The 23,262-nt window shown below is 40.4% G+C and carries 15 protein-coding genes; 7 read left to right on the forward strand and 8 right to left on the reverse strand.

Features of this window, described 5'->3' with window-relative positions; genetic code table 11:
* A partial coding sequence (locus BEGALDRAFT_RS06610) for a PLP-dependent transferase (protein ID WP_002684994.1) occupies positions 1-535 on the forward strand: 535 nt, incomplete at its 5' end.
* 80 nt (positions 536-615) lie between these two features.
* Positions 616-1,065 (forward strand): hypothetical protein, encoded by a 450-nt coding sequence (locus tag BEGALDRAFT_RS06615; RefSeq protein ID WP_040294892.1) that lies wholly within the window; start codon positions 616-618, stop codon positions 1,063-1,065.
* 356 nt (positions 1,066-1,421) lie between these two features.
* Here the strand turns inward: BEGALDRAFT_RS06615 and BEGALDRAFT_RS06620 are convergent, their stop codons facing one another.
* The 6 genes from BEGALDRAFT_RS06620 to BEGALDRAFT_RS06645 all read right to left on the reverse strand — a co-directional run bounded on the left by BEGALDRAFT_RS06620 (position 1,422) and on the right by BEGALDRAFT_RS06645 (position 13,380).
* Positions 1,422-2,189, reverse strand: coding sequence for a lytic transglycosylase domain-containing protein (locus BEGALDRAFT_RS06620; RefSeq protein ID WP_002684990.1), 768 nt, complete (start codon positions 2,187-2,189; stop codon positions 1,422-1,424).
* Between the two features lie 188 nt (positions 2,190-2,377).
* Positions 2,378-3,334: an NADP-dependent oxidoreductase gene (locus tag BEGALDRAFT_RS06625; RefSeq protein WP_002684995.1), complete on the reverse strand. Its 957-nt coding sequence runs from the start codon at positions 3,332-3,334 to the stop codon at positions 2,378-2,380.
* 12 nt (positions 3,335-3,346) lie between these two features.
* Positions 3,347-5,491 (reverse strand): protein-disulfide reductase DsbD family protein, encoded by a 2,145-nt coding sequence (locus BEGALDRAFT_RS06630; RefSeq protein WP_002684996.1) that lies wholly within the window; start codon positions 5,489-5,491, stop codon positions 3,347-3,349.
* 491 nt (positions 5,492-5,982) lie between these two features.
* Positions 5,983-10,146: a response regulator gene (locus tag BEGALDRAFT_RS06635; RefSeq protein ID WP_002684997.1), complete on the reverse strand. Its 4,164-nt coding sequence runs from the start codon at positions 10,144-10,146 to the stop codon at positions 5,983-5,985.
* A gap of 43 nt (positions 10,147-10,189) precedes the next feature.
* A complete protein-coding gene (locus BEGALDRAFT_RS06640) occupies positions 10,190-11,092 on the reverse strand; it encodes a hypothetical protein (RefSeq protein WP_002684998.1) in 903 nt (300 codons plus the stop codon).
* 176 nt (positions 11,093-11,268) lie between these two features.
* On the reverse strand, positions 11,269-13,380 hold the full coding sequence (locus BEGALDRAFT_RS06645) for a hypothetical protein (protein WP_002684999.1): 2,112 nt from the start codon (positions 13,378-13,380) through the stop codon (positions 11,269-11,271).
* A 301-nt stretch (positions 13,381-13,681) separates the two neighbouring features.
* Between BEGALDRAFT_RS06645 and mazG the strand changes: the two genes are divergently transcribed.
* The 4 genes from mazG to BEGALDRAFT_RS18040 all read left to right on the forward strand — a co-directional run bounded on the left by mazG (position 13,682) and on the right by BEGALDRAFT_RS18040 (position 19,059).
* The gene (mazG, locus tag BEGALDRAFT_RS06650) at positions 13,682-14,533 is read left to right on the forward strand and encodes a nucleoside triphosphate pyrophosphohydrolase (protein WP_002685000.1); all 852 of its coding nucleotides are present in this window, start codon (positions 13,682-13,684) and stop codon (positions 14,531-14,533) included.
* A 90-nt stretch (positions 14,534-14,623) separates the two neighbouring features.
* Complete coding sequence (locus BEGALDRAFT_RS06655) at positions 14,624-15,154, forward strand: DUF7931 domain-containing protein (RefSeq protein WP_002685001.1); 531 nt, start codon at positions 14,624-14,626, stop codon at positions 15,152-15,154.
* A 146-nt stretch (positions 15,155-15,300) separates the two neighbouring features.
* The gene (locus BEGALDRAFT_RS06660) at positions 15,301-15,840 is read left to right on the forward strand and encodes an NUDIX hydrolase (protein ID WP_002685002.1); all 540 of its coding nucleotides are present in this window, start codon (positions 15,301-15,303) and stop codon (positions 15,838-15,840) included.
* Positions 15,841-16,116: 276 nt separating this feature from the next.
* Positions 16,117-19,059: a DEAD/DEAH box helicase gene (locus tag BEGALDRAFT_RS18040; RefSeq protein ID WP_002685003.1), complete on the forward strand. Its 2,943-nt coding sequence runs from the start codon at positions 16,117-16,119 to the stop codon at positions 19,057-19,059.
* Positions 19,060-19,139: 80 nt separating this feature from the next.
* Here BEGALDRAFT_RS18040 and BEGALDRAFT_RS06670 read toward each other — a convergent pair whose 3' ends face one another.
* A complete protein-coding gene (locus BEGALDRAFT_RS06670; RefSeq protein WP_002685004.1) occupies positions 19,140-20,327 on the reverse strand; it encodes an MFS transporter in 1,188 nt (395 codons plus the stop codon).
* Positions 20,328-20,353: 26 nt separating this feature from the next.
* The gene (locus BEGALDRAFT_RS06675; RefSeq protein WP_040295333.1) at positions 20,354-20,728 is read right to left on the reverse strand and encodes a gamma-butyrobetaine hydroxylase-like domain-containing protein; all 375 of its coding nucleotides are present in this window, start codon (positions 20,726-20,728) and stop codon (positions 20,354-20,356) included.
* A gap of 314 nt (positions 20,729-21,042) precedes the next feature.
* Here BEGALDRAFT_RS06675 and BEGALDRAFT_RS06680 point away from each other — a divergent pair, with 314 nt between their 5' ends.
* The gene (locus tag BEGALDRAFT_RS06680; protein WP_002685013.1) at positions 21,043-23,187 is read left to right on the forward strand and encodes a TonB-dependent receptor plug domain-containing protein; all 2,145 of its coding nucleotides are present in this window, start codon (positions 21,043-21,045) and stop codon (positions 23,185-23,187) included.
* Positions 23,188-23,262: the final 75 nt, after the last annotated feature.

Below are 23,262 nucleotides of genomic sequence, written 5' to 3' on the forward strand. Positions count from 1 at the left end.
TTGTATTGGTGGCGCGATTGTTGGCTCGGAAGCCTTGCTCGGTGGTGATGTTTACGGCGTGCTTCGCTCAGGTGGAACTAGCTTAAGTCCTTTTAATGCATGGGTATTTTTAAAAGGTTTAGAAACACTTAATTTACGGATGAAAGCCCATAGTGCAAATGGGTTGGCACTTGCGCAATGGTTAGAAGCACAACCACAGGTAAAAAAAGTTTATTACCCTGGATTACCGTCCCATCCACAACACGAATTAGCAAAACGTCAACAAAGTGCGTTTGGAGGCTTAGTTTCTTTTGAAGTTCATGGCGGGCGAGAAGTCGCGTGGAGAGTGATTGATAATACCCGTTTAATTTCTATTACGGCAAATCTTGGCGATACAAAAACCACTATCACACATCCAGCCAGTACAACACATGGACGAATTAGCCCAGAACAACGTGAGGCTGCCAATATTACAGAAGGATTATTGAGAATTTCCGTCGGTTTAGAAGAAGTAACGGATATACAAGCTGATTTAGCACGCGGACTCTGTCAATAGCACACGTGATATATAAAAACAGCTTGAAAACATTCAAGTGTTTTATAACCCACAAGCAATTTATACAGTGAGCAACTTAGATGAAAAGAACACACTTAGCAATGGCGTTAATGATTGGTTTAGGATATGGCATGAGCGTGCTTGCAGAAGAGACAACAAAACCAGAGGGCGATAAAAAGCCTATGGAAGAAATGCATAAGCATGACGGCGATAAAAAGCCCATGATGCATGATAGTGAAAAGAAGGACATGCATAAACACGACAGCGAGAAGAAAGAAGACAAGCCCAAACATGACGGCGATAAAAAGCCCATGATGCATGATAGTGAAAAGAAGGACATGCATAAACACGACGGCGAGAAGAAAGAAGACAAGCCCAAGCATGACGGCGATAAAAAGCCCATGATACATGATGCTGAAAAGAAAGACGTGCATAAACACGACGGCGAGAAGAAAGAAGACAAGCCCAAGCATGACGGCGATAAAAAGCCCGTGATACATGAGCACAACGAACAGAAAAAAACTGAATAAGTAACCTGAGTTCGGCGAGATTTTTTAAAAAGACCAGCATTTGTCTGAATCAGGATTTTCAGGATTAACAGGATTTAAAACCCTTAAACCAAGAAATTAATGCGAATCACGCTTTTTAATTCTGCTAATTCTGAAAATTCTGTGAATTCTGTGAATTCTGATTCAGACAAAAAAAGACCTGCTAGATTTTCAAAACCTAGCAGGTCTCTGTTTTATTTTATAAATCTTGCAAAACTCAGGTTGTAAATGGATAAAAGGGAGAAAAACAAAACAGGAAAAACAGCAGACGATAAAAAAACACATAACCCTGATATTTCAAGTATTATGCGTTTTTTTATGATGAACAGAGAGAAAAACTACATATTTCGATAAGCGTTATACAACTCTAACACACGCACGACATAGCCTTGTGTCTCTTTATAAGGCGGAATTTGATTACCATATTTCATCACCGCGCCCTCTCCTGCATTATAGGCAGCAATGGCTAATCGTTTGTTATACTGAAACATTTCTAACAAATCTTTTAAATACCGCGCACCGCCTGCCATATTATCAGCAGGGTCAGTACGGTCTGTTACCCCATAACGGGCGGCTGTTGCAGGCATTAACTGCATTAACCCTACAGCTCCTTTTGGGGAAACTGCCTTCGGGTTATAAGCCGATTCGGCATGAATGACCGCATGTAATAACTCAGGTTCTAACTGTGTTTGTGCTGCGATTTGGTTCACAAGGTCTTTATAATTCTGATAACGCGCAATAACTGTTTGAGGCGTATAAGAAACTCCTAATTGATTGTAATATAAAGACTGAATATTGTTAGGTCCTTCATAAATCAGCTCATAATTATCATTTTTAGGCGCGTCGGTTAAATGTACGATTCCTGTAGAATCAACATACTTATAAATACGAAATGATTTACCACTCGCGCTTGTCTTTGTGGCTTTCATTTTTGCGGTTTGTGACGCATTGCGTTTTGGTGGGACATCGGTGAAATGTACCAACCCTTTTGAATCTGTATAGCGATAAATTTCTTTTGCTAAACAGCTTGTTGTCAATGATACGCCTAGTAATACCATGACAGAGATTAAACTGGTTGCATATGTTGCATGATGTCGTTTTTTCATAGCACAGCACCTAATTTTCTATCTTTTATTTTCTTTACAAAAAAGATTAGATAACAATAATAAACTTTTGTAAAGCATAGCTTTCATATATGACAATTAACTGTCATACATGGCTAAAAAACGACAAAATCGGTCAACTTTTGCGTATTTTTGCCAATTTCACGATAACCCGCAAAGATTATACCTAATTACGGCTTAAGAATAATTTTTCCGCGTGTATGCAATAATTCAGAGATTTCATGCGCTTTTGCAACATCTGCAAAGGGATAAACCGCATCGATATGTATTTGCAATATCCCATTTTCAAATAATTGGCAAATATGGTCTAGTTGTAACACATTTGGTTCAACAAAGACATAATGAAAACTAAACGGATAATCTTGTTCTTCCGCCAGTTGTTCTACAATAGAAATCAATTTTCCACCTGCTTTAACGCAAGCCTGCCCTTTATATAAGGCATCTTTACCAACGCAATCAAAGACAACATCCGCGCCATGTGGGGCTAATTTTCGTAATTCAGCTTGAAAATCAGGTGTTTCTGTATAATCAATGACCTGTTCAATACCTAACTGCTTTAAATAAGCACGATGTCTGCCACTGGCAACACCAATCACTTGCGCCCCTGCTAATTTGCCATATTGCACTGCAAAAGAGCCCACGCCACCAGAAGCCCCCAGCACTAATAATATTTGTCCTGCCTGTAAATGGGCAGTACTATAAATTGCTTGATAAGCGGTTAACGCCGCTAATGGCACGCCCGCAGACTCTTCAAAACTCAGGCACTGAGGACGATAACTTAAATAACTTTCAGGCAAGCTGACATATTCTGCATAAGTCCCACGATAAACAACAGGACGGCGACAATACGCATACACTTCATCACCCACTTGAAACCGTCGCGCACTATAACCTTGTTCCACCACTACGCCTGCCATTTCCCAGCCTAAAATCAGTGGAAAGTGATGCGGAATAAACTCCTTTAACCAACCTTCCCGAATTTTCCAATCAACAGGATTCACACCGGCAGCTTTTACTTGAATTAAAACCTCGCCATCACCTGCTTCAGGCTTTGGTAAATCAATGAGTTTTAACTGTTCTCGTCCACCAAAATTATCAATCGTAATAGCACGCATTTTATGATTCATAAAATCAGCTCCTTAGGGCGTATTAAGCACATCTAAAATCAGGGTTGGTGTTAATAACTGAGGTAATACAACAGGCTCTGAGGCATTAACTGCATAATATAAGTATAACGGGACACCGCTACGCTTAAATTGGGTGAGCAACGCAGTAATTTCAGGATTTACATTTGTCCAATCACCTTTTAAATAATGAATTTTTTTATCAATAAAGGCTTGTTGTACAACAGGTGTTTCTAAAGCAACCTGTTCATTCACCAAACAAGTGATACACCAATCTGCGGTTAAATTCACAAAAACAGCTTTGCCTTCTGTGCGTAATTGCGCCAACTTTTCCGCACTATATGCTGATATTAAACGTTGCTCCGCACTATCTACGCGGATAGCCGTTGCTGTCGTCATCGGTGTTAATAACGAACTATTTAATAAAGCAATTGCCAACCCCATTGCACACAGGCTTAAACTGCGATGCAACCACTGCCAATAAGGGCGAACATGTGGATTATGTCCCCAAACCCATAAGGCAAATGCCAACAAAACCAGCCCGATTAATACAATTGCCATGCCGTTTACATTGGTTTGTCGTCCTAAAATCCACAACAACCAAACAACCGTTAAATACAAGGGAAACGCCATAAACTGCTTAAACGTATTCATCCACGCGCCCGCACGGGGTAAAAAACGCGCCCATTGTGGAAATAGCGTTAAGAGTAAAAAAGGCAGTGCCATTCCCATGCCTAATGCCAAAAAGACCAACAAAGCTATCCCTGTCGGTTGCAACAAGGCAAACCCAATCGCAGTTCCCATAAACGGTGCAGAACAAGGACTTGCAACAATAACGGCTAACATTCCCGTAAAGAATGACCCACGATATCCTTGCTGTGTTGCGAGAGAGTCACCAATCCCCATCAAGCGCGTGCCAAAGCTAACCACGCCCGACAAACTCAATGCCATTGCAAAAAAAAGATAAGTCAATATCGCCACAAATAACGGCGACTGCAATTGAAATCCCCAGCCGATACTTGCCCCCCCCATGCGTAAGCCTAATAACAAGCCCGCAATCAGTAAAAAACTACAGCCCACCCCAACCGTATAAATCACCCCATGCCAGCGTTGTCGCTCAACAGATAAGCCCTGTGATTCTGCAAGACTGACCGCTTTTAAAGCCAAAATAGGGAAAACGCAAGGCATTAAATTCAAAATAATACCGCCTAATATGGCAAACCCTAACATTAATAACAGATTGAAAAAAGAAGTAACTTCTGTTGTTACGTTTATTGTCGCGGAATTATCGGCAACTTGTCCAATACGCTGCGCTTGTAAAAATGTTGCGGGTAATAATACTGAATCAGGTTTTGCAGTTATTTCGTAACTATCTGTTTTTCCAGCTCGCGTAATAACTAACACCCCTGTTAAAACGGCAGGAGCTGTTTTAAAAAAAGCATGTTGTGGAATTCGTAAAAATAAAATATTCGCCTCCTGCACAAAAGCTTGCGGGGCGGCATTATGGATTAAATCTTTTTCAATGGGAAAAAAAGCCAATGATTGGATAGTAGGATTTAAACTATCATTTTGAATTTTTAAGACTAAATGATTATCGACAAACTGAAATTGTGCTTGCCAATCAACCACTATGGGCAATTGCGCCCGTGTTTTTGCAAATGCAGACTGCCATTTTTTATCAATCACAGCGGGTTCATGCGTGACGGGTAACGTTAAATTTAAGACCGCCTCACCAGGAATGCACACCTTTTCACACACTAACCAACGCGCATTCGCTTGTAAATGCAATTCAGACAAAGCGTAATCTGCGGGCGTAGTCACCTGCGCTAATAAAAAACTCTCCCCGCTATACCCAAAATTCATCAAATGCGCAAAAGGCACACGCTCAGGATATGCCCATTGAAACTCCCCTATTTTCACACCCTCTGGCGTTTGCCATTGGACACGGGGCGGCATCCCTGAATCGCCAGCATTACGCCAATAGGTATGCCAATGAGTCTCAGGCTGTAAACGCAATGCAACGGTAAACGGCTCGCCCGCTTTAACAGTCGTTACTTCTGAGATTAACGCCACTTCAATATGCGCACCCTGCACAGGATTAGCGAAACCCACAGGCGTAAAAAAAAGAAGTAAAAACAACCCAAAAACCCCAATTTTCATACCCAAAATACCCCTACAAAATAAAAACAAATCGCATTTTGCCATAGATATAGTAAACGCACTATAAAACGGTACGAAGGACTGGCAGTCCTAAATTTAAATTAACTTGAGTTCGGCGATATTTATAAAATAAAACAGAGACCTGCTAGGTTTTGAAAATCTCGCAGGTCTTTTTTTGTCTGAATCAGAATTTTCAGAATTAGCAGAATTAAAAACAATTAAAAACATAATTTTTTATTCTTTTAATTTTCTTGTCTTTTTAATTCTGTTAATTCTGAAAATTCTGATTCAGACAATCTTTTAATCCTGAAAATCCTGATTCAGACAAACTGTTGTCTTTTTAAAAGAAACTCGCCGAACTCAGGTTAAATTTAAATTACTTTATGATACGTTTACTATACGTCTCAAACAAACACACCAAACATAAAGGGCTAGTAGCTATCTACAGCTTACTAACCCTTTTTTATTGTTTTTTGATGCCATTCAAACAATTAACGATACAACCAAACTCGCATTAAAGACAACAACTTATCTGTATCAACAGGCTTGGTTAAATAATCATTCGCCCCTGCTTCGATACACTTGGCTTTATCGCCCTTCATGGCTTTTGCGGTTAACGCAATAATCGGTAATTTACGGAAACGCAATTGTGAACGAATGGCACGCATCGCTTCATAACCATCCATTTCAGGCATCATGACATCCATTAAAATCATAGAAATATCAGGATTTTCATTCAATAAATTCAATGCCTCCTTACCGTTTTCACTGACTAACACCTGCATATTTTTGTTTTCTAACACAGTTGTCAACGCAAAGGTATTGCGCACATCATCATCAACAATCAGCACTTTTTTGTTGGCTAAAATAGCCTCTTTATCATGAACTAATCGCAACATTTTCCGCTTTTCATCAGGCAATTTCGCCTCGATTTGATGCAAGAATAAGGTGGTTTCGTCTAATAACCGTTCAGGAGAACTGACGGTTTTCACCGTTAAATTATCCTCATAACGACGCAATGCGACTTCTTCATTAGCAGTCAATTCACGAGTGGTGTACAAAATCACGGGAATTTGTGAAAGTCGTTCAGTATTATGCAAAAACTCCAATAATTGCATACCTTGCCCACGTTCAACATCAATATCTAAAATCAAACAATCAAAACGACTGTTTAATAAAGTTTCTTGTGCATCAGATAAGCCACTGATAAACAAAGATTGTACGTCGCTACCGCTAACCAATTGCTGAATTTCATGTTGACGATTTTGACTATCGACCACAACAAGCAGATTCTTTAAGGTTTTATCAATAAACCGTTCGATTTTCTTAAAAGCTTCGCCTAATTCGCTCAAGCTGATGGGTTTTAATAAATACCCAATTGCGCCCATTTTCTTGGCTTCGCGTTCTTGGTCTGCACCTGACATGAAATGCACAGGAATATGACGAGTATCAGGATTTTCTTTCAAGCGTTCCATCACTGTCCAGCCATCCACTTTCGGTAAACCCACATCCAAAATAATTGCATTGGGCTTGTAAGTTTGTGCCAGTTCTAAACCATCTTTCCCATCTTCTGCAATCAAACATTTAAAATCTTTCTCGCGGGCTAAGTCCATGAGAATTTTTAAGAATTTTTGGTCATCTTCAATGATAAGAATAAATTTATCATTGGGTTTTAAATCGTTACGGTCATCAACCAACACATTACTATCTAATTTTGGCGATAGTTTGGACGATTCACTTGTATCTGTTGATTTCGTTGAAGATAATAACTTATCCATACTATGAATGCCTGAGCCATTATCGCCTGATAAATTACCTGTTTTACTATGCGCTAAGGTCAATACTGGCGGAGACGAAAGCATTGCAGTTGTCGAAGAAGTGGGTGAATTATTAGATTTAATGTCTAAACGTTCGGGCAAATACAGCATAAAGCAACTGCCTTTCCCTTCTTCACTGCGTAGGCTGATTTCTCCCCCTAATAAACGAGATAATTGCCGAGAAATGGAAAGCCCTAATCCTGTTCCGCCAAAACGACGGCTTGTTGTTCCATCTGCTTGTTGAAAGGCTTCAAAGACAATTGCTTGTTTATCTTTAGGAATACCGATACCTGTATCGGTCACGCTGATGGCAATGGCTTTACTCGCCGTTAGATTTAAGCGTTCTAAAATTTCTGAAGCGGCTGGACGACTCACAGATAAGGTGACACCGCCTTCTAAGGTAAATTTAAAAGCATTTGCCAGTAAGTTATTGATAATCTGTTTTAAACGGTGAGTATCTGTAACGATTGTATCGGGTAAAGGTTCAATCAAATCAATATTGAATACTAAGCCTTTTTGTTCAGCAATATGCTGGAATTTCAAGCGATTTGATTCTATCAACTCACGCAATGCGATTTCTTCAGGATGGGCTTCAATCTTGCCCGCTTCCACTTTGGATAAGTCCAAAATTTCATTGATTAAATTCAACAAATCAGCCCCTGCACTATTGATGGTCTTCGCATAATCAACTTGTTGCTGGGTTAAATTGCCTTGTGGATTTTCAATGAGTAGATTAGAAAGAATCAGCAAGCTATTTAATGGGGTACGTAATTCATGCGACATATTCGCTAGGAATTCAGACTTGTATTTACTAGCCAGTTCTAACTCTTGTGCTTTCGCTTCAATCGCGGCTTGGGCTTTCTCCATTGCAAGATTTTTCTTACGAATTTCTTCTTTTTGAACTTCTAATTCACGTGCTCGAATTTCCAGCTCTTCATTGGTTTGACGCAATTCTTCCTGTTGCGTTTGCAACTCTTCTGATTGGCTTTGTAATTCTTCATTTTGGGTCTTTAACTGTTCCTCTTGTGTACGACTTTGCAATAGCAATTGTTGCATCTTTGTCCGTGATTCTGCTGTTGTGGTTGCAACGGCAATATTTGGCATAATTTGATTAATAAATTCAATATGCAACGGTGTAAATTCACCAAAAGAAGCCAATTCAATTACACCTAACAATTCTGTTTCGTAGATGAAAGGACACACTAATAAATGTTGTGGTATTCCCCCCCCTAAACCGCTTTGTATCACAACGTAATCATTCGGCGCGTTAGTAATAACGAAGGATTTCCGCTCAAGGGCAGCTTGTCCAACAATTCCCTCGCCCAATTTAAAGACGTTATCCGCGTTTTTACGCCAAACGAAGGCATGACTTGCTAATAATTTCAGTGTTTGTGTACTCTCTTCATAAATGTAAATCGCGCCAACTTGTGCATTAACATAAGGCGTTAGGAAATTAATAATATTTTCAGAGAGTTTTAAAATATCCTGTTCGCCACTGACCGCTTGGCTTAAAGACATTTGCCCAGATTTCAGCCAGTTTTGCGCCTCGTCTTGTTGCTTCGCGCTACGTAAATACGTCGTCATTTCTCTTAAAGCACTTCCTAATTGGTCTTGCTCAGATAACAACTCAATTTCTACGGAATAATCCCCGCTGGCAATAGCTTTTGTGCGAGTAATCACCGTTTTAATACTGTTTTTCAACTGTTGTGCAGATTCTACTAACTCGCCTAATTCATCAGCTGATTGATAGTCGATATTTTTGGTGGGAATTTGTCCTATCGCCAATAATTTCATCTGTTGATTAACTTGTAGCAAGGCATTGAGCGGGCGACGGGTGACAAAATTCGCAATGATAATAACAATGATTAAAATCAGAGTTGCCGCACCAAATACTAATTTTTTAAAGGTGGTCAGGTCTTCTAAAACCATGCCTTTATCCATTTTTTTCACTAAAAACCAATAATCATCACGCTGATCAGGCAAGGGGGCGACATTGGTAAAACTACTGATGAATAGGTCATCAACTAATTTTCCTTCGTTTTTTTCCAACATTTGTTGAAACAATTGGGGATAGTCTTTTGCAAAGATTTGATAATTATCAATGACATTATCACCAGAGTGATACAGATAATTTCCGCGTTTATTCAGCAGGATATAATCATACTCAGGATTGTTTTCTTGTAAGACATTGGCTAGAAATTGCATTTTTAATTGCAACACGACAACCCCGTGTAAGATGCCATTATTATCTATCACAGGGGTAGCATAGCTAAGTGATTCATCTTTTTTATCATAATCATCTATTGATAATTTATTCAGGTAAATTTCTTTTGCTTTTAATTTAATCGCACGTTGAAAGTAGGGTTCTGCGTTGTGACTTTTTAACTCATTATTAACCGCTAAACGAGTTTCTCCCGTTTCTTGATTTTTTTCGACACTAATCAATTCAAAACCAGTTGCATCTAGCAGTTGTACATGAGTGTAATACGATGAACTCTCTAAAAAAGAATATAACAAGTGACGGATATTTTTTTCCCATTCGGCTTGTTTGTAAGGCTCATTGATACTACGCCATTGAAAATAACGATCTAGCGCGTAAGAATTTGATAAAAAACGAATATCATTAGGAATGTTATTTAAATAATTCACTAGACTGACGCTTGTGTTTTTCACATCTTGTTCACTGGCTGCGACGATTTTATCAGTAATCGCATTAGCAGAAACGATATATCCATATGAACCAATAAGTAAAAATGGCAGTATGGTAATAACCAGTAGTAACGCGCCGAGTTTGCGATCTATGCTCAATCGCGTGAGATAACGAATATATTTCATCATCTTTAATGTCCTTTGATGTGGGTTAAGTCTATTTTTAGAGTTGTTAAAACGCGACAGATTTCAAGCGATTAATATTCCATTGTACAATTTTTAAAATATCGGCGGTATTTTTATCTTTATAACGTTTTGCCACTGGTGTCACTAAGTGGGTGAGTCCTAAACGGGCTTTGATTGGTTGTAGTTCTGCCAAAATAATCCCTAGACTACCAAAAAGCTCAGTCTCTGTAATGTGACTAGCTGATTTTGCATCATAAATATAATCACTATTTTGTATTTTATCTAAGCCTAAACGGGTTTGTATGCGTTGTATTTCTTTTAGTAGCGTTTGTATAGCGCGAAAGGTTTGCAGGATACTGGCATCACTGTTTAAGAGTGGTGGCATGGTTTTATCTTGTAATTCAAATTTTTCGAGAATAAAACTAATATCGTCATGAATACGCATCGCTTCAGCAAAGACTTGTTGTGTATTAAAAGATGTTCCCGTGATTAAATCCATTTCATAAGATAATTGGTTTAAAAACTTATAATTATCCGTTGTTGTTTTGTTCGCAAATGAAGGGGGCAAGGGGGAAACACCTTTAACACCAAAATAGCGTTTTAATAAGTCAATTTCTGTTGCAAGGCGTTTAGTTTGTGCATAAACCACCAGCGGGGAAGTGTTTTCTTCGGGTTCTCGTGACGCGACATTTAGCGGTGGCAAGCCATTAATTTCTCTCAAGGTATCAATTTTAACCATGATTTGGTAAGTCTTTTGCCAAACATGACGTGGAGATAAGCTGACTTGCACATCAGGCATTTTGGTTGTTTGCGTGATGTTAAAATGTGATTTTAGCAATTGAATATCTTGTGAAATTTTATAAATTTCACCATAGACATCATTTGAGGTAATTTCTACAGCACTGACAGGTAAAGTCAGTAAAAGTAAACATAAATATAAAAAACGCATTTAAAATTCCTCCTTGTTTTTCATCAGTGGTACTAATTTCATCTTATAATGTTATTTTTGCCTTATTCCATTTAAGTGGATTAACCCCCTTAAATGTAAGATAAAAACTCATAGCCTGTGCGCAATGGCATAAAAAAGGCTATGAGTTTTAAAAGAATCACAAATAGGATAAAACGTTAATTCAGCGGTATGACGGTATCATCCTCAAAACCATCAGCTTCTTCATCCAATTGCAAGGTAATATTCCCACTGTCGCCTGTCCAATCTTCAAAACGAATACGAGCGACAGCATTAGCAGACACGGCAACATCTTCTTTCTTAAACGTCTGTTTGCCATTATTATCAATACGAGTAATATCAATATCGTAAGCATCGGTATTGCCATCATCATCACGGACTAATAACGCGCCATTGTCTAAGGTAAATGTCACTGTCTTTCCTGCATCCAAACTAATACCGCCTACATCAAACATATAACCCGCATTCGCTGTGTTTTCAGGGTCAAATGACATGAACATATCAGGCGTTTCACCGTCTGCACTGGCAAGGAAACTTAATTCTTTGCCATCAGGGCGCAAACTAATCATCAAGACCTCATCAGGGTCTAAGTAAATACCTTCAAACCCAACAACAAAGCTCGGCGCAGTCACAACAACATCAGTTAAAGATTCTTCTTGCGCTTCTTTGCCCGTGATAAAGATAAGAATAGGTTGATTATCTGTCGGATATGGGATAGAAATCCGTGGTGGAATATTTTCGCCTAATCCCCCTTTTATATTCACTTTTTGTGCCTGTTCAATTTCATTCACAAACTGTCCTGACAAAGGGTCATAACCCACGCGACGATTATCCGCTAACTGCACCATCAACGAACCTGCCCCAGTCATTGCGACTTCTAACATTTTCGGGTCAGTGGCAGCGCGTACATTGCTATCGGCACTGTCTGCGCAAAACGGGCATTTAAACATGCCTTCACGCGCCGATTGTGGTGTCAGCTCTAGCGTTAACGTTGTGGCATTACCCCGATATTCAGAAACAGGCTCACCGGGAATTGTTGCCCCGCCTTCATACACCCATGTATCCGCTACCTTATCAACTTTAATCACCCGATTATTATCATTCGGATAATTATTGTCATAGACATAAATCCAAAACTCACTATCACTCTTTTGTTGAACTGCGTAAGGCGTTACCGCATGACCTGCTTTATACTCAGGTTGATAAAAACCAACGCTATACAACATGTTATTTCTCATGCCATCAATTAAGGTATCTAAAACCACAGACGGCTTATTGCGAATAGTTGCGGCGGTCACTTCAGAAAAATATTGAGTTACAAAATAGTAAGCAATGTAATTACGAACACTCTCTTTATTTAACTCATACGTCGCATTTGCACCCGCTTGAAAATCAGTCGGTAATTTTTTACCTTTGAAATCTAATCCTTGCAATATTCTTAAACTGGTAACAGCCATCCCTTCACAATGACCACCATCCATGCCCTTAATTTGCTTCTCCACCCATTCCTGTGCAGTCGCATTCAGAACGCAATCGCCTGTTGTAGCACGACAAACTTTATCGCGCCCAAATAATGCAATCATATCCTCAGCAGTTAAATCCATGGCGGATTTATCATCATTCCCATAATTTTCAAATCCATACCCATTGGGATTTGGACGAAAATTATAACTGGCTAAAAAATCCCCACTGGGACTTGGTGGTGCTTCATTTGCGTTAATCCGTATTGCAATCGGCTCTGGATTAGTGACTAATGTCTTACTCCCATCCTCTGCGGTCGTTAAATAACCGAAATAAACATCTAACAACCCTGTTGCAACAAAATTACCTTTATATAAAGAAACGGTCTGCGTTTCGCCTAATGTCACCGTATCAAATGCGGCAAGACTCTCTACCTTATGATTCCATAAGGGAATATCAAAACCACCTTCGGGTAATTTGCGTAACATGAAATAATACGCATCACCCGTTGGCTCTAATTTAAACTTGGCATAAACGATAATATCTACTGTCTTTCCCACATCCGCAGGGTCAACCATGATATTACCTTGAATATCAACAGGGTCAGCTAGTTTTTGCGTGATAGACTGCGATGGTATTCCCCCATTAACGGCAATACCTCCCATAAAAACACTATTCACCGCACTATGTACACCACTTTGATGAGTGGCTTTACCCTGCCCTAACGCGGGTAAATCATTGGCATATCCCCACGCAGAAGCCACTAACAAACAAATTGACAAACTTAAGGGTAAAAGCTTACGTTTCATAAATCTGTCCCTAATCATGAAAAAATGTTGTTTTACACTGCTAACACCAAGTTAATTATTTATAATTTACTGATACATGGCTTAACAGAACGTTTAAAAAACCAAAAATAATAACGCTATTTCTCCTGAAATGGCTCACAAAACTTGCAATAACTCTGCCTTAATTTCACGAGAGCTTTTATTCTGGCAAAATAAACAATTTTTATAAATCCGCAACATTACTCATTGCTTTTAGAACAGCATGTTTAAACGCATTAACTAATTTATTCACCTCGATTATTTTTGACGCAAAGATAAAAATATGAATGTAAACCCAAACGACCCCAAACACAGCGAATCTCTACAACGTTTATTAAAAATAATGAACGAATTACGCGCCAAATGCCCATGGGATAAAGAACAAACCCTCAGCTCTTTACGCTATCTCACGATAGAAGAAACCTATGAATTATCAGATGCAATCTTAGAAAATGACTTAAATGCCATAAAAAAAGAACTGGGCGACCTACTACTACATATTATCTTTTATACCAAAATTACCGCCGAACAAAATGCCTTTGATATCAGAGATGTTATCGACAGCCTCTGCGACAAACTCATTCGCCGTCATCCCCACGTTTATGGCACTGCTCACGCTGATGATGCAACAGCCGTTAAACAAAATTGGGAGCAATTGAAATTAAAAGAAAAAGGCAACCACAGCGCGTTATCAGGCGTACCATCAAGCCTGCCTGCACTGCTCAAAGCAATTCGTATTCAAGAAAAAGCACGTGGTGTCGGCTTTGATTGGCGACCTGACGACCTCGCCAGCGTTTGGCACAAAGTCAACGAAGAACTGCAAGAATTTGTCGAACACATCGACCCCATCACCCAAAAACCCCACAACCAAACTGAAGCAGAAAACGAATTCGGCGACATCCTTTTTTCCCTCGTCAACTACGCCCGATTCGTCGGCATCAACCCTGAAGACGCGCTAGAAAAAACCAATAAAAAATTTACCCGTCGCTTTCTATGGATGGAAAACACCCTCCGCCAAACAGGACAAGCCATGCACACCTTAACACTGGAAGAACTAGAAAATTATTGGCAACAAGCCAAAAAAGCCGTAGATACCCCAACAGACACCACAGCAACGCAACAAACACCACGCTAAAAACCCACTCTCGATATACACTGTGTTTGTAAACAGAGAAAAATAACCGAATTCAACTGAGTAACACCTCAGCAAACTGAGCGAAAAATCATGACAAATACAGATACCACCCTCCAACTGGCTCAAAGTATCTTAGGTAAAACCACAGGGACTTTTATCTGCAACACCGAAGAAGAAACTGCACAAGCCACCGTCACGATGATTAACCAAACAGACAGACAACTCGATATACTCACCCGCTATTTTGACCCAGCGATTTATGACACAGATGCCTGCGTTGAAGCCTTTGAAAGACTTGCCTTGAATAGTCGCCACTCACGCATCCGCATTCTGATTCAAGACACCAGCAAAATCTTGTACAAAGAACATCGAGTATTAAATCTAGGAAAACAACTAGCCAGCTATATAGAATTTCGTAGCCCAACGGGAAAATACCGCACGTGGTCAGAAAACTTCCTAATCGCCGATAAAATAGGCGTTATCCATCGCCCACATGCCGACAGCCACAAAACCCTTATCAGTTTCAACGATGTCAGCATTGTTCAACAACTTGCCCCCCTCTTTGATACCATCTGGGCAGAAGCAACCCTAGACCCCAATATGCGCAATTTTGTGATATGAACAACTATCGAAACATCACGAATAAAAGCCATCTAATATTCAATCAAAACGATTACTCACAACACACAAACAACCGTTTATTGTAAAATGAACCAGATAAAGAACACATTGGCAGTTTAGCAGCATTAAATAAAGCAGGTGAACGCATGAAATATTGTAGCGAGTGTGGCGCGTCGGTTGAGCTAAAAATCCCAGAAGGCGATAATTTCCCCCGTTTTGTCTGTGACACATGTCACACCATTCATTACCAAAACCCCAAAATTGTCACAGGGTGTTTAGTAGAACATGACCATAAAATTCTACTCTGTAAACGTGCGATAGAACCACGATACGGATTATGGACAATTCCAGCAGGATTTATGGAAAATAAAGAAGCCGTTCCACAAGCGGCTATCCGCGAAACGTGGGAAGAAGCACACGCAAAAGTAACAGAACCAGAACTTTACGCCGTTTTTAGCCTATCGCACATCAGCCAAGTGTATATTATGTTTCGTGCTCACCTTGCTGAACCTACATTTTCAGCAGGAGCAGAAAGTTTAGAAGTCCGTTTATTTGATGAAAGCGAAATCCCATGGGACAACCTTGCTTTTCCAATCGTACACCAAACGCTCACCCGCTATTTTCAAGAACGTAAAACAGGCAAATTTGCTGTACACGTCGCCAATATTGCGCCACTGCCTAAATAATCCAAAATCGAGAGATTCTGAAAATAAAACAGAGACCTGCTAGGCTTTAAAAGCCTAACAGGTTTTTTTGTCTGAATCAGAATTCACAGAATTTCCAGAATTAGCAGAATTAAAAAGCGTGATTCACCTTAACCTGAGTTCGGCGAGTTTCTTTTAAAAAGACAAGGGCTTGTCTGGTGAATCCTAATAAAAAACAAGTTAGATAAAGTCGCTTTACTGTAATTTTATACAGTAGTATAATATCCCTCTCTCCAGTTTTTCAAACGAGCGACATCAATGTTTTTTCGTAAACCTAAAAAGAAAATACCACCGACACAATTTAAATGGGTTTTAGATAATGCAGAAATCTGCTTGCAACTGTTGCAAGGCGAAACCCTGCTCCCGTTAGATTCATGGATGCAAAAGACAGGACAACAGAGTTTTGCAGGGGTTTCTTTTCTCTTAGGTGAATTGGAAATTCAAGCCGATTGGGATGAAGCACAACGGACATTATTTGTTTTAGATAACAATACCTTAAAAACTAAAGCCGATTGGGTTGCGCGGTTAGCCCCTTATCAGGCAATTTGGTTAAATTTGCCCGCACCTGTGCCATTTATCCTCGATATTGACCACGAGGGCACATTAGACCAAGAAAAATTTCGTTTTCAATATCAGTGGTTACGTGAAAATGGTCAACCACTGGTTATGCCAAAACAAGTGGGCGCGTTATTACAAGTTGGCTCACAAGTTTATCGACTCGCAGAACCGCATTTTTCTTTAATTCAAGGCATGGAAGTCTTTAACGCAACACCCCCGCAAGCCATGGATGACCGCTTTTTAGCATGGGGTAAACTCAGTGAGTTTTTACCAGAAGATAGTGTGCAAGCCATTCAAACACATGGTTATTTACAAAAAACTAAAATTGCACATGCCTGTAGTTTTACCCTAGATATTCAAGAGGAAAATGGCGAATTTGTTTTCGACCCCGTTTTCATTAAAACCAAACCCAACCACGACCCGAACACTGCCGACTTTAGCATTGAGCCTGAAGCTTTATTAACTGATATATATAAAGAAACCTTTAAACAACGCTTTAAAGAATCACAACAAGCTCGCTCGCGTTATGTGTTGCAAGAAGGGTGGTATGTGGTTGTTGATGAACCTTTGCGCCAAGCTTTAGAAGTCGTGCATCGGTTTCAGAAAACTGACCACGCTACCCGCCGAGAATTTGCTAAAAATCCGCGTGCTTATCTGCGTGGCGTGTTGGGTGATAATTTAAACGAGGAAGTGCTAGAAAGTTTATTCGTGGAAACCCGTGAATATTCGCAACGGGTGACAGAAATCGGGTTATGGGAGGCAAAAGTATTACCGTTGGCTCAATTAGCCTCTGAAACATGGTTGCCCCCACAAGCAAACCCCGCCCGCCGTGCGCGTCCTAAAGAAGAGGATACGGAAGAGTTAACCCTCACCACCTCTGAAGAGGAAGAGGATAAGAATCGCCGTATTACTCTGAAAATCGACGATAATTTACACGCTTTAAATTATGTCAAACAAGATTGGCAACCCCGCGAACCCGCGCTACCGTTACAAGCTCCTAGTGCATTAAAGTCGACGTTAAAACCGCATCAGGAATCAGGCTTACAATGGATGCAACAGCATTGGAATAGTGGCAGTTCAGGGTGTTTACTCGCGGATGATATGGGCTTAGGGAAAACCTTGCAGTCTTTAACGTTTATGGTTTGGCTCAAGGAGTCCATGCGGGCGGGCTTGGCGGAAAATTTGCCGATTCTCATCGTCGCGCCCACAGGGTTATTAAAAAATTGGGAACAAGAACACCAGATTCATTTTAATATGCCTGCTTTAGGGCAGTTATTGCGGGCTTATGGGCAGGATTTGCGCGATTTACGCACGACACAAGGCAGTGAATTATCGAAAGGCTTGCCATTATTAGATAAAGAACGCTTGCAACAAGCGGATTGGTTATTAACGACTTATGAGACCTTGCGCGATTATCAACACAGTTTTGCGGGTTTACATTTCAGCGCGATTATTTTCGACGAAGTGCAAAAGATTAAAACACCCGGTACGTTGATGACGGAAGCGGCTAAAGCGATGCACACGGAGTTTATTTTAGCGATGACAGGCACACCGATTGAAAATCGCTTATCGGATTTGTGGTGCATTATCGACACGGTTTGCCCTGGTTATCTTGGCGATTTAAAACAATTCAGCGCGTATTATGAGAAAGACCGCGATAATATGTATGAATTAAAAGCTTATTTAACGCAAACGCCAAACGAACACACCCCGCCCATTATGTTGCGACGGATGAAAGAAGACCATTTAACAGGCTTCCCAGAGTTAGCCGTACATTTATTGCCAGAAAATCAGCAAACAGGCAGTATGCCCCCGTTACAAGCGGAGAGTTACGCGGGCATTATTCGCCAGCAGGTAGAGGGCGAGGCAAAAGCGGGCGCGGTGCTGGAAGCCTTGCAACAGTTGCGAAGTATTTCCTTACATCCGTATTCGCCGATAGAGTGGGAAAGTTTGTTAGAAGCGGAAAAAGCCGAAGCCCCGCCCGTTATCGAAACGCCCCCAGAAACAACGGTTGCAGACAGTCCCGACGCTTTATTGCAACAAGATACGGCTTATATTCAACAATCAGCCCGTTTATCGACGACATTTGCCTTATTAGATGAGATTCAAGCGAAACAAGAGAAAGTCTTAATTTTCTTAGAATCACAATATATGCAACGTTATTTAATGGGCTTGATTTATCGCCGTTATGGCATTAATCCGATGTTAATCAATGGCTCAGTCAATGGGCAAAAGCGTCAAGAACGGGTGAATCAATTTCAAAAGGCGGAAGGCTTTGACGTTTTTATTATTTCCCCGTTAGCGGGGGGCGTGGGTTTAACGTTGACTGCTGCAAATCATGTGATTCATTTAACCCGCTGGTGGAATCCTGCTGTTGAAGACCAATGCACTTGTCGCGCGTATCGGATTGGTCAAACTAAAACCGTGCATGTTTATTACCCGCTCGCCATTCATCCTGAATTTAAAGAACATAGTTTCGACTGGCGATTACATAATTTGCTGGATAATAAACGCGCCTTAAGCCGTGATATGTTGCTTCCACCAATTGCACAAGAACAGGATATTCAGCAGTTGTATGAGGATATTGTGCATGTGTCGGAGCAGGAGGAGCGTGAATTGATGGAAAGACCGCAGGCTGTTTAAATCCTGATTGTATTGGCTTTAGGACTGTTAATCATCTCAGGATTGGCAGTCCTTTTTATCTGCTTTGAAAAACGGGTTCATCACAGTTTTTCAGTAAATCGACGATATTCTAAGACGGCAACAATCAGTAACCCTGTTGTGCAAATCCAAAACAGGCTGGGAAAAATAGCTAATCCTTGTTTAACGCTTGCCGTCTCTTGCCACCCTGATAGTAATAAACCAATTCGTAAAAATGCCGCACAGGCAAAAATGGATGACCATAAGCCCACGACTAATCCTTCTTTCCCTGTTTTTCCTAAGTTTAATGAAGCGGTTAAGCTGGCTGTAAAAATACTCCCCCAACAACCACCAAGTAAAAATTGGGCAATTAATAGTTGTGGCAATGAGTCAGCAAAAGTCGTTATTGTCGCAATCACTGCGGCTAATGCACTACTGAGGATAAGTACAGGAAACGCGCCTTTACGTTCAATCAGTAAATTCATGGGGAACATGATTAGATTAAAACCTATCCAAAAAATCGGGATGAGGTAAGGCAAATCACTTTTTTCTGCAAATTTTAAAAGTTGTGGAATGCTGTGAAAGCTGGAATAGGCTTGGAAGGCAATACCCGCGCAAAAGCACGCAAGGATAAAGAGGATTGTTGGTGATAGTTCGATGTTGGCGGGGGGGTCGGGTTGAGGGCTGTTGTCCTGTAATTGTTTTTCTACATAAATTAAGCCTGCAACCGTTATGAGTAAGGTGATGCTACTGATAAAAAAAGGAATTTCTGGAGCAACATTGCTTAAGGTTGTGCCTAAATAGGGCGCGATAGAACTGGCAAGGGCAAGCCCAACCGTTTGTAAAGCAACCGCTAAAGGGAGTTGCGGTTTAGCTGTGTGCTTGCCCAATAGGACAAGAGGCGGTACACGCAATGCGGAAGAGGTCACTACCCAAAGGAATATCAAGATCAGTAAAAAACTGGGTTGCTGATAACTGGCGATAAAGGGTAATGCGAGAAAACTTAAACAGGTCAGTACACTAACGCCCAAAATCATGCCACCCAGTTTACCTAATGCACGCTGTACTTTATCCGTTGCAAATCCTAGGCTTATATCCATTAAAATAAAAACGAGTTGGTCAGCAAGCAGTATCCAACGTAACCATTGTATGTCTATCCCTGCTTTTACTAGGAGTTGGGGCAGGTAAATGACATAAATTGTCCACATGCTGGCAAAACAGAATTGTACGATAGCAAGGTAAACAGCAGCGAGATGGGGAACTGTTGGCATGATGAGGCTCAGAAGTTTAGTGTAAGCTACTTACTTGTTATAAAACGATTTTTCCCCGCTTTTTCTAGGGCGTTTAAATAATCCGTCCAAAGTTGGTCTTGATTTTTTCCTAAATGATAAAACCAGTCCCATGAGTAAATGCCTGTATTGTGTCCATCGTCAAAATAGAGGATAACGGCATAAGTGCCAACTGGTTCAATTTTTTCAATATTTACTGCCGCTTTACCTTCTTGTAGAACGGCTTGCGCTTCTGTGTGTCCACGCACTTCAGCCGACGGCGAGAAAACCCTTAAAAATTCACAGGTAAAATCAAAGTGTTCACCTGATTCAAAGGTGATTTCCAAGTATTTCGATTGTTGATGTAACTTAATTTCTGTGGGAATTGGAACGTTTTTACTCATAATTTCATCTCCTTGTTTTAAATTCTGTTCATCCAGCATGATGTGGTTTTAGGGCTTATCCTAGCTTAGGTGATGTGAGGCTGTAAAATCATTATTTATTTAATAAATTGATTTTTATTAAAAAATAATCATAACGCTCAGTTTTTTACCTATTTCTGCCTATGCTATATAAGACAATTCTAGTTAACTGTCAGCCAGTACACATTAATTGAATTTAATGGGTTAATTTTTTAACTATTTTCATGTTAATTAAACATAAAAGAGTTATAAATACAGTGTTTCATTATTGTATTGAATTAAATAGAGAATTAAAGATGGGTTCACTAATTAAGCGGATTTATCTACTGTTGTTGATAGGGGTTATTACGTCCTCCTTGTTGGGTGTTCAAGCTGTGCACGCGACCGAAGAGGATGCAACAGCAGTTAAATATATGTCTTTAGAAGAGCTGATGGATGTGGAAATTGTCAGCATTGCAACAGGCACATCTCAAGCGCAGACAAAAGCCCCCGCAACAACAACCGTTATTACATCAGATGAGATTAAAGCCCTCGGTGCGCAGAGTTTAGATGAGGTATTAGCAACTGTGCCTGGTGTGCAGGTTTCACGGAATTATTTTGCTTATTTTTCTAATTATTCAGTCCGTGGTGTGCGTAGTTCGCCTTATAACCCCCATGTTTTAGTGTTACGAAATGGTATGCCCGTTTCTTCTTTATACAGTGGTGGGCGTTTGTTATTGGAGGGGACGACATCATTACGGGATATTGAGCGGATTGAAATTATTCGCGGGCCGGGGTCTGCGGTATATGGCGCGGATGCTTTTTCAGCAGTGATTAATTTAATCACGAAAACGGCAAAAGATATTGATGGTACAGAGGTCGGGGTTAGAATCGGCAGTTTTGATACACAAGAGACGTGGTTATTGCAGGGAAGTGATTGGAATGGCATTGATACGATGGTTTCTTTGCAATACCAGACTACAGACGGCGATAAAAGTTTAATTAGTGAAGATTTATATACCACTATCGACAGGATGTATGGGACTCAAACGTCTTTAGCCCCTAATAGTGTGAGCCGTAGCGAGCGGGGTTTAGATATGTCTCTGGGTTTATCAACGACTCAGTGGCAGTGGCACGCAGGGGCGAAAATTCGACGTAATTTAGGAAATGGGGTGGGCTTGTTGCAAAGTGTTGACCCTGAAGGACGTTATCAAAGTGACCAAGTTTATACCGATTTTATTTATCATTTGCCTATCGACGCGCAAGATTGGGCGGTGAATGTGCAAGGTAGTTACCATATGCAACGTTGGAACTTAGAAAAAATGTTGCTGGTTGCGCCTGTTGGTGCATTTGGTGAGTATTATGAGGGAACACATGCCAATATTGGCACGAGTGAGATGCAAAGCCGTTTGAATGTAGAGGCTTTTTATAAAGGTTGGGAAAAGCATTTATTGCGGTTTGGATTTGGTTATCTATACGGTAATTTGTATGACATTACTGATATACGTACAGAATACCCATTACCGCCTGCACAAGCTTATTTATTAGATCGTTCTGACAGTGAAGACGGTTTTTTAGAAACAGGTTATCGGCAAAACTGGCACGCATTTTTGCAAGATGTCTATAACTTTGCGCCTGATTGGGAGCTAACAACGGGTTTACGGTATGATTATTATTCAGATTTTGGCTCAACCATTAATCCGCGTATTGCCCTTGTTTGGCAAACTCATCCTGTTTTAACCAGTAAATTGCTTTATGGTCGTGCGTTTCGCGCTCCTTCTTTTTTTGAATTATATGGGCGAAATAATCCTGTTTCGTTTGGCAATCGTAAGTTAAAAGCAGAAACAATTCAGTCGTGGGAGTTAGGGTTTAATTATCATCCTCTAACGACGTTCCAAACTGACCTTAATTTTTTCTACTATCAATTTGAAGATGGTGTCGGTTACGTTCCTGTTATTCCGCCACCTGAAAATTATCCGCAGGCTTTTGCCGCGATTAATGCAACCACACAAACAGGGCACGGGGTTGAGTGGCAAGTTAAATGGCAGGCATTGAATAATTTGCTGTTAAGTGGTTATTACGCTTATCAAGACAGTCAACAGTCTGATGCAACCTCTGATGAGGGGAATGTCCCACATCCTAACCATGCTATTTATGCCCGTGCAACATGGCTATTCGCGCCACGTTGGCAACTCACTACACAAGTGCAATGGGTTGGCGCACGCCAACGGGTAAAAGCAGATACTCGTTCAGCCTTAGATGATTATGTCCTCACGCATTTAACCTTAAACTATCAGCCTAGCAATGCAGCATGGGGATTAACCGCAGGTATTCATAATGTTTTCGATGAATATGCGACTGAACCGAGTTTAGGGGTCAATGCAGATGGAATTTTGCCACTTTATAATGATTTACCTTTAGAAGGGCGCAATTATTTTTTAGAAGTGCGTTACAAATTTTAGTCGTGTTTATGTGGTCTTATCCATTGCGATTTTTTCTTTAACCAACGCACTTTTTTTGCATAAAAAATCCTTATA

The organism is Beggiatoa alba B18LD, from assembly GCF_000245015.1.
GTDB lineage: Bacteria > Pseudomonadota > Gammaproteobacteria > Beggiatoales > Beggiatoaceae > Beggiatoa > Beggiatoa alba.

Coding starts and splice junctions, on each gene's coding strand:
- BEGALDRAFT_RS06615 (WP_040294892.1), top strand. CDS start 616: ATGAAAAGAACACACTTAGCAATGGCGTTAATGATTGGTTTAGGATAT.
- BEGALDRAFT_RS06620 (WP_002684990.1), bottom strand. CDS start 2,189: ATGAAAAAACGACATCATGCAACATATGCAACCAGTTTAATCTCTGTC.
- BEGALDRAFT_RS06625 (WP_002684995.1), bottom strand. CDS start 3,334: ATGAATCATAAAATGCGTGCTATTACGATTGATAATTTTGGTGGACGA.
- BEGALDRAFT_RS06630 (WP_002684996.1), bottom strand. CDS start 5,491: ATGAAAATTGGGGTTTTTGGGTTGTTTTTACTTCTTTTTTTTACGCCT.
- BEGALDRAFT_RS06635 (WP_002684997.1), bottom strand. CDS start 10,146: ATGATGAAATATATTCGTTATCTCACGCGATTGAGCATAGATCGCAAA.
- BEGALDRAFT_RS06640 (WP_002684998.1), bottom strand. CDS start 11,092: ATGCGTTTTTTATATTTATGTTTACTTTTACTGACTTTACCTGTCAGT.
- BEGALDRAFT_RS06645 (WP_002684999.1), bottom strand. CDS start 13,380: ATGAAACGTAAGCTTTTACCCTTAAGTTTGTCAATTTGTTTGTTAGTG.
- mazG (WP_002685000.1), top strand. CDS start 13,682: ATGAATGTAAACCCAAACGACCCCAAACACAGCGAATCTCTACAACGT.
- BEGALDRAFT_RS06655 (WP_002685001.1), top strand. CDS start 14,624: ATGACAAATACAGATACCACCCTCCAACTGGCTCAAAGTATCTTAGGT.
- BEGALDRAFT_RS06660 (WP_002685002.1), top strand. CDS start 15,301: ATGAAATATTGTAGCGAGTGTGGCGCGTCGGTTGAGCTAAAAATCCCA.
- BEGALDRAFT_RS18040 (WP_002685003.1), top strand. CDS start 16,117: ATGTTTTTTCGTAAACCTAAAAAGAAAATACCACCGACACAATTTAAA.
- BEGALDRAFT_RS06670 (WP_002685004.1), bottom strand. CDS start 20,327: ATGCCAACAGTTCCCCATCTCGCTGCTGTTTACCTTGCTATCGTACAA.
- BEGALDRAFT_RS06675 (WP_040295333.1), bottom strand. CDS start 20,728: ATGAGTAAAAACGTTCCAATTCCCACAGAAATTAAGTTACATCAACAA.
- BEGALDRAFT_RS06680 (WP_002685013.1), top strand. CDS start 21,043: ATGGGTTCACTAATTAAGCGGATTTATCTACTGTTGTTGATAGGGGTT.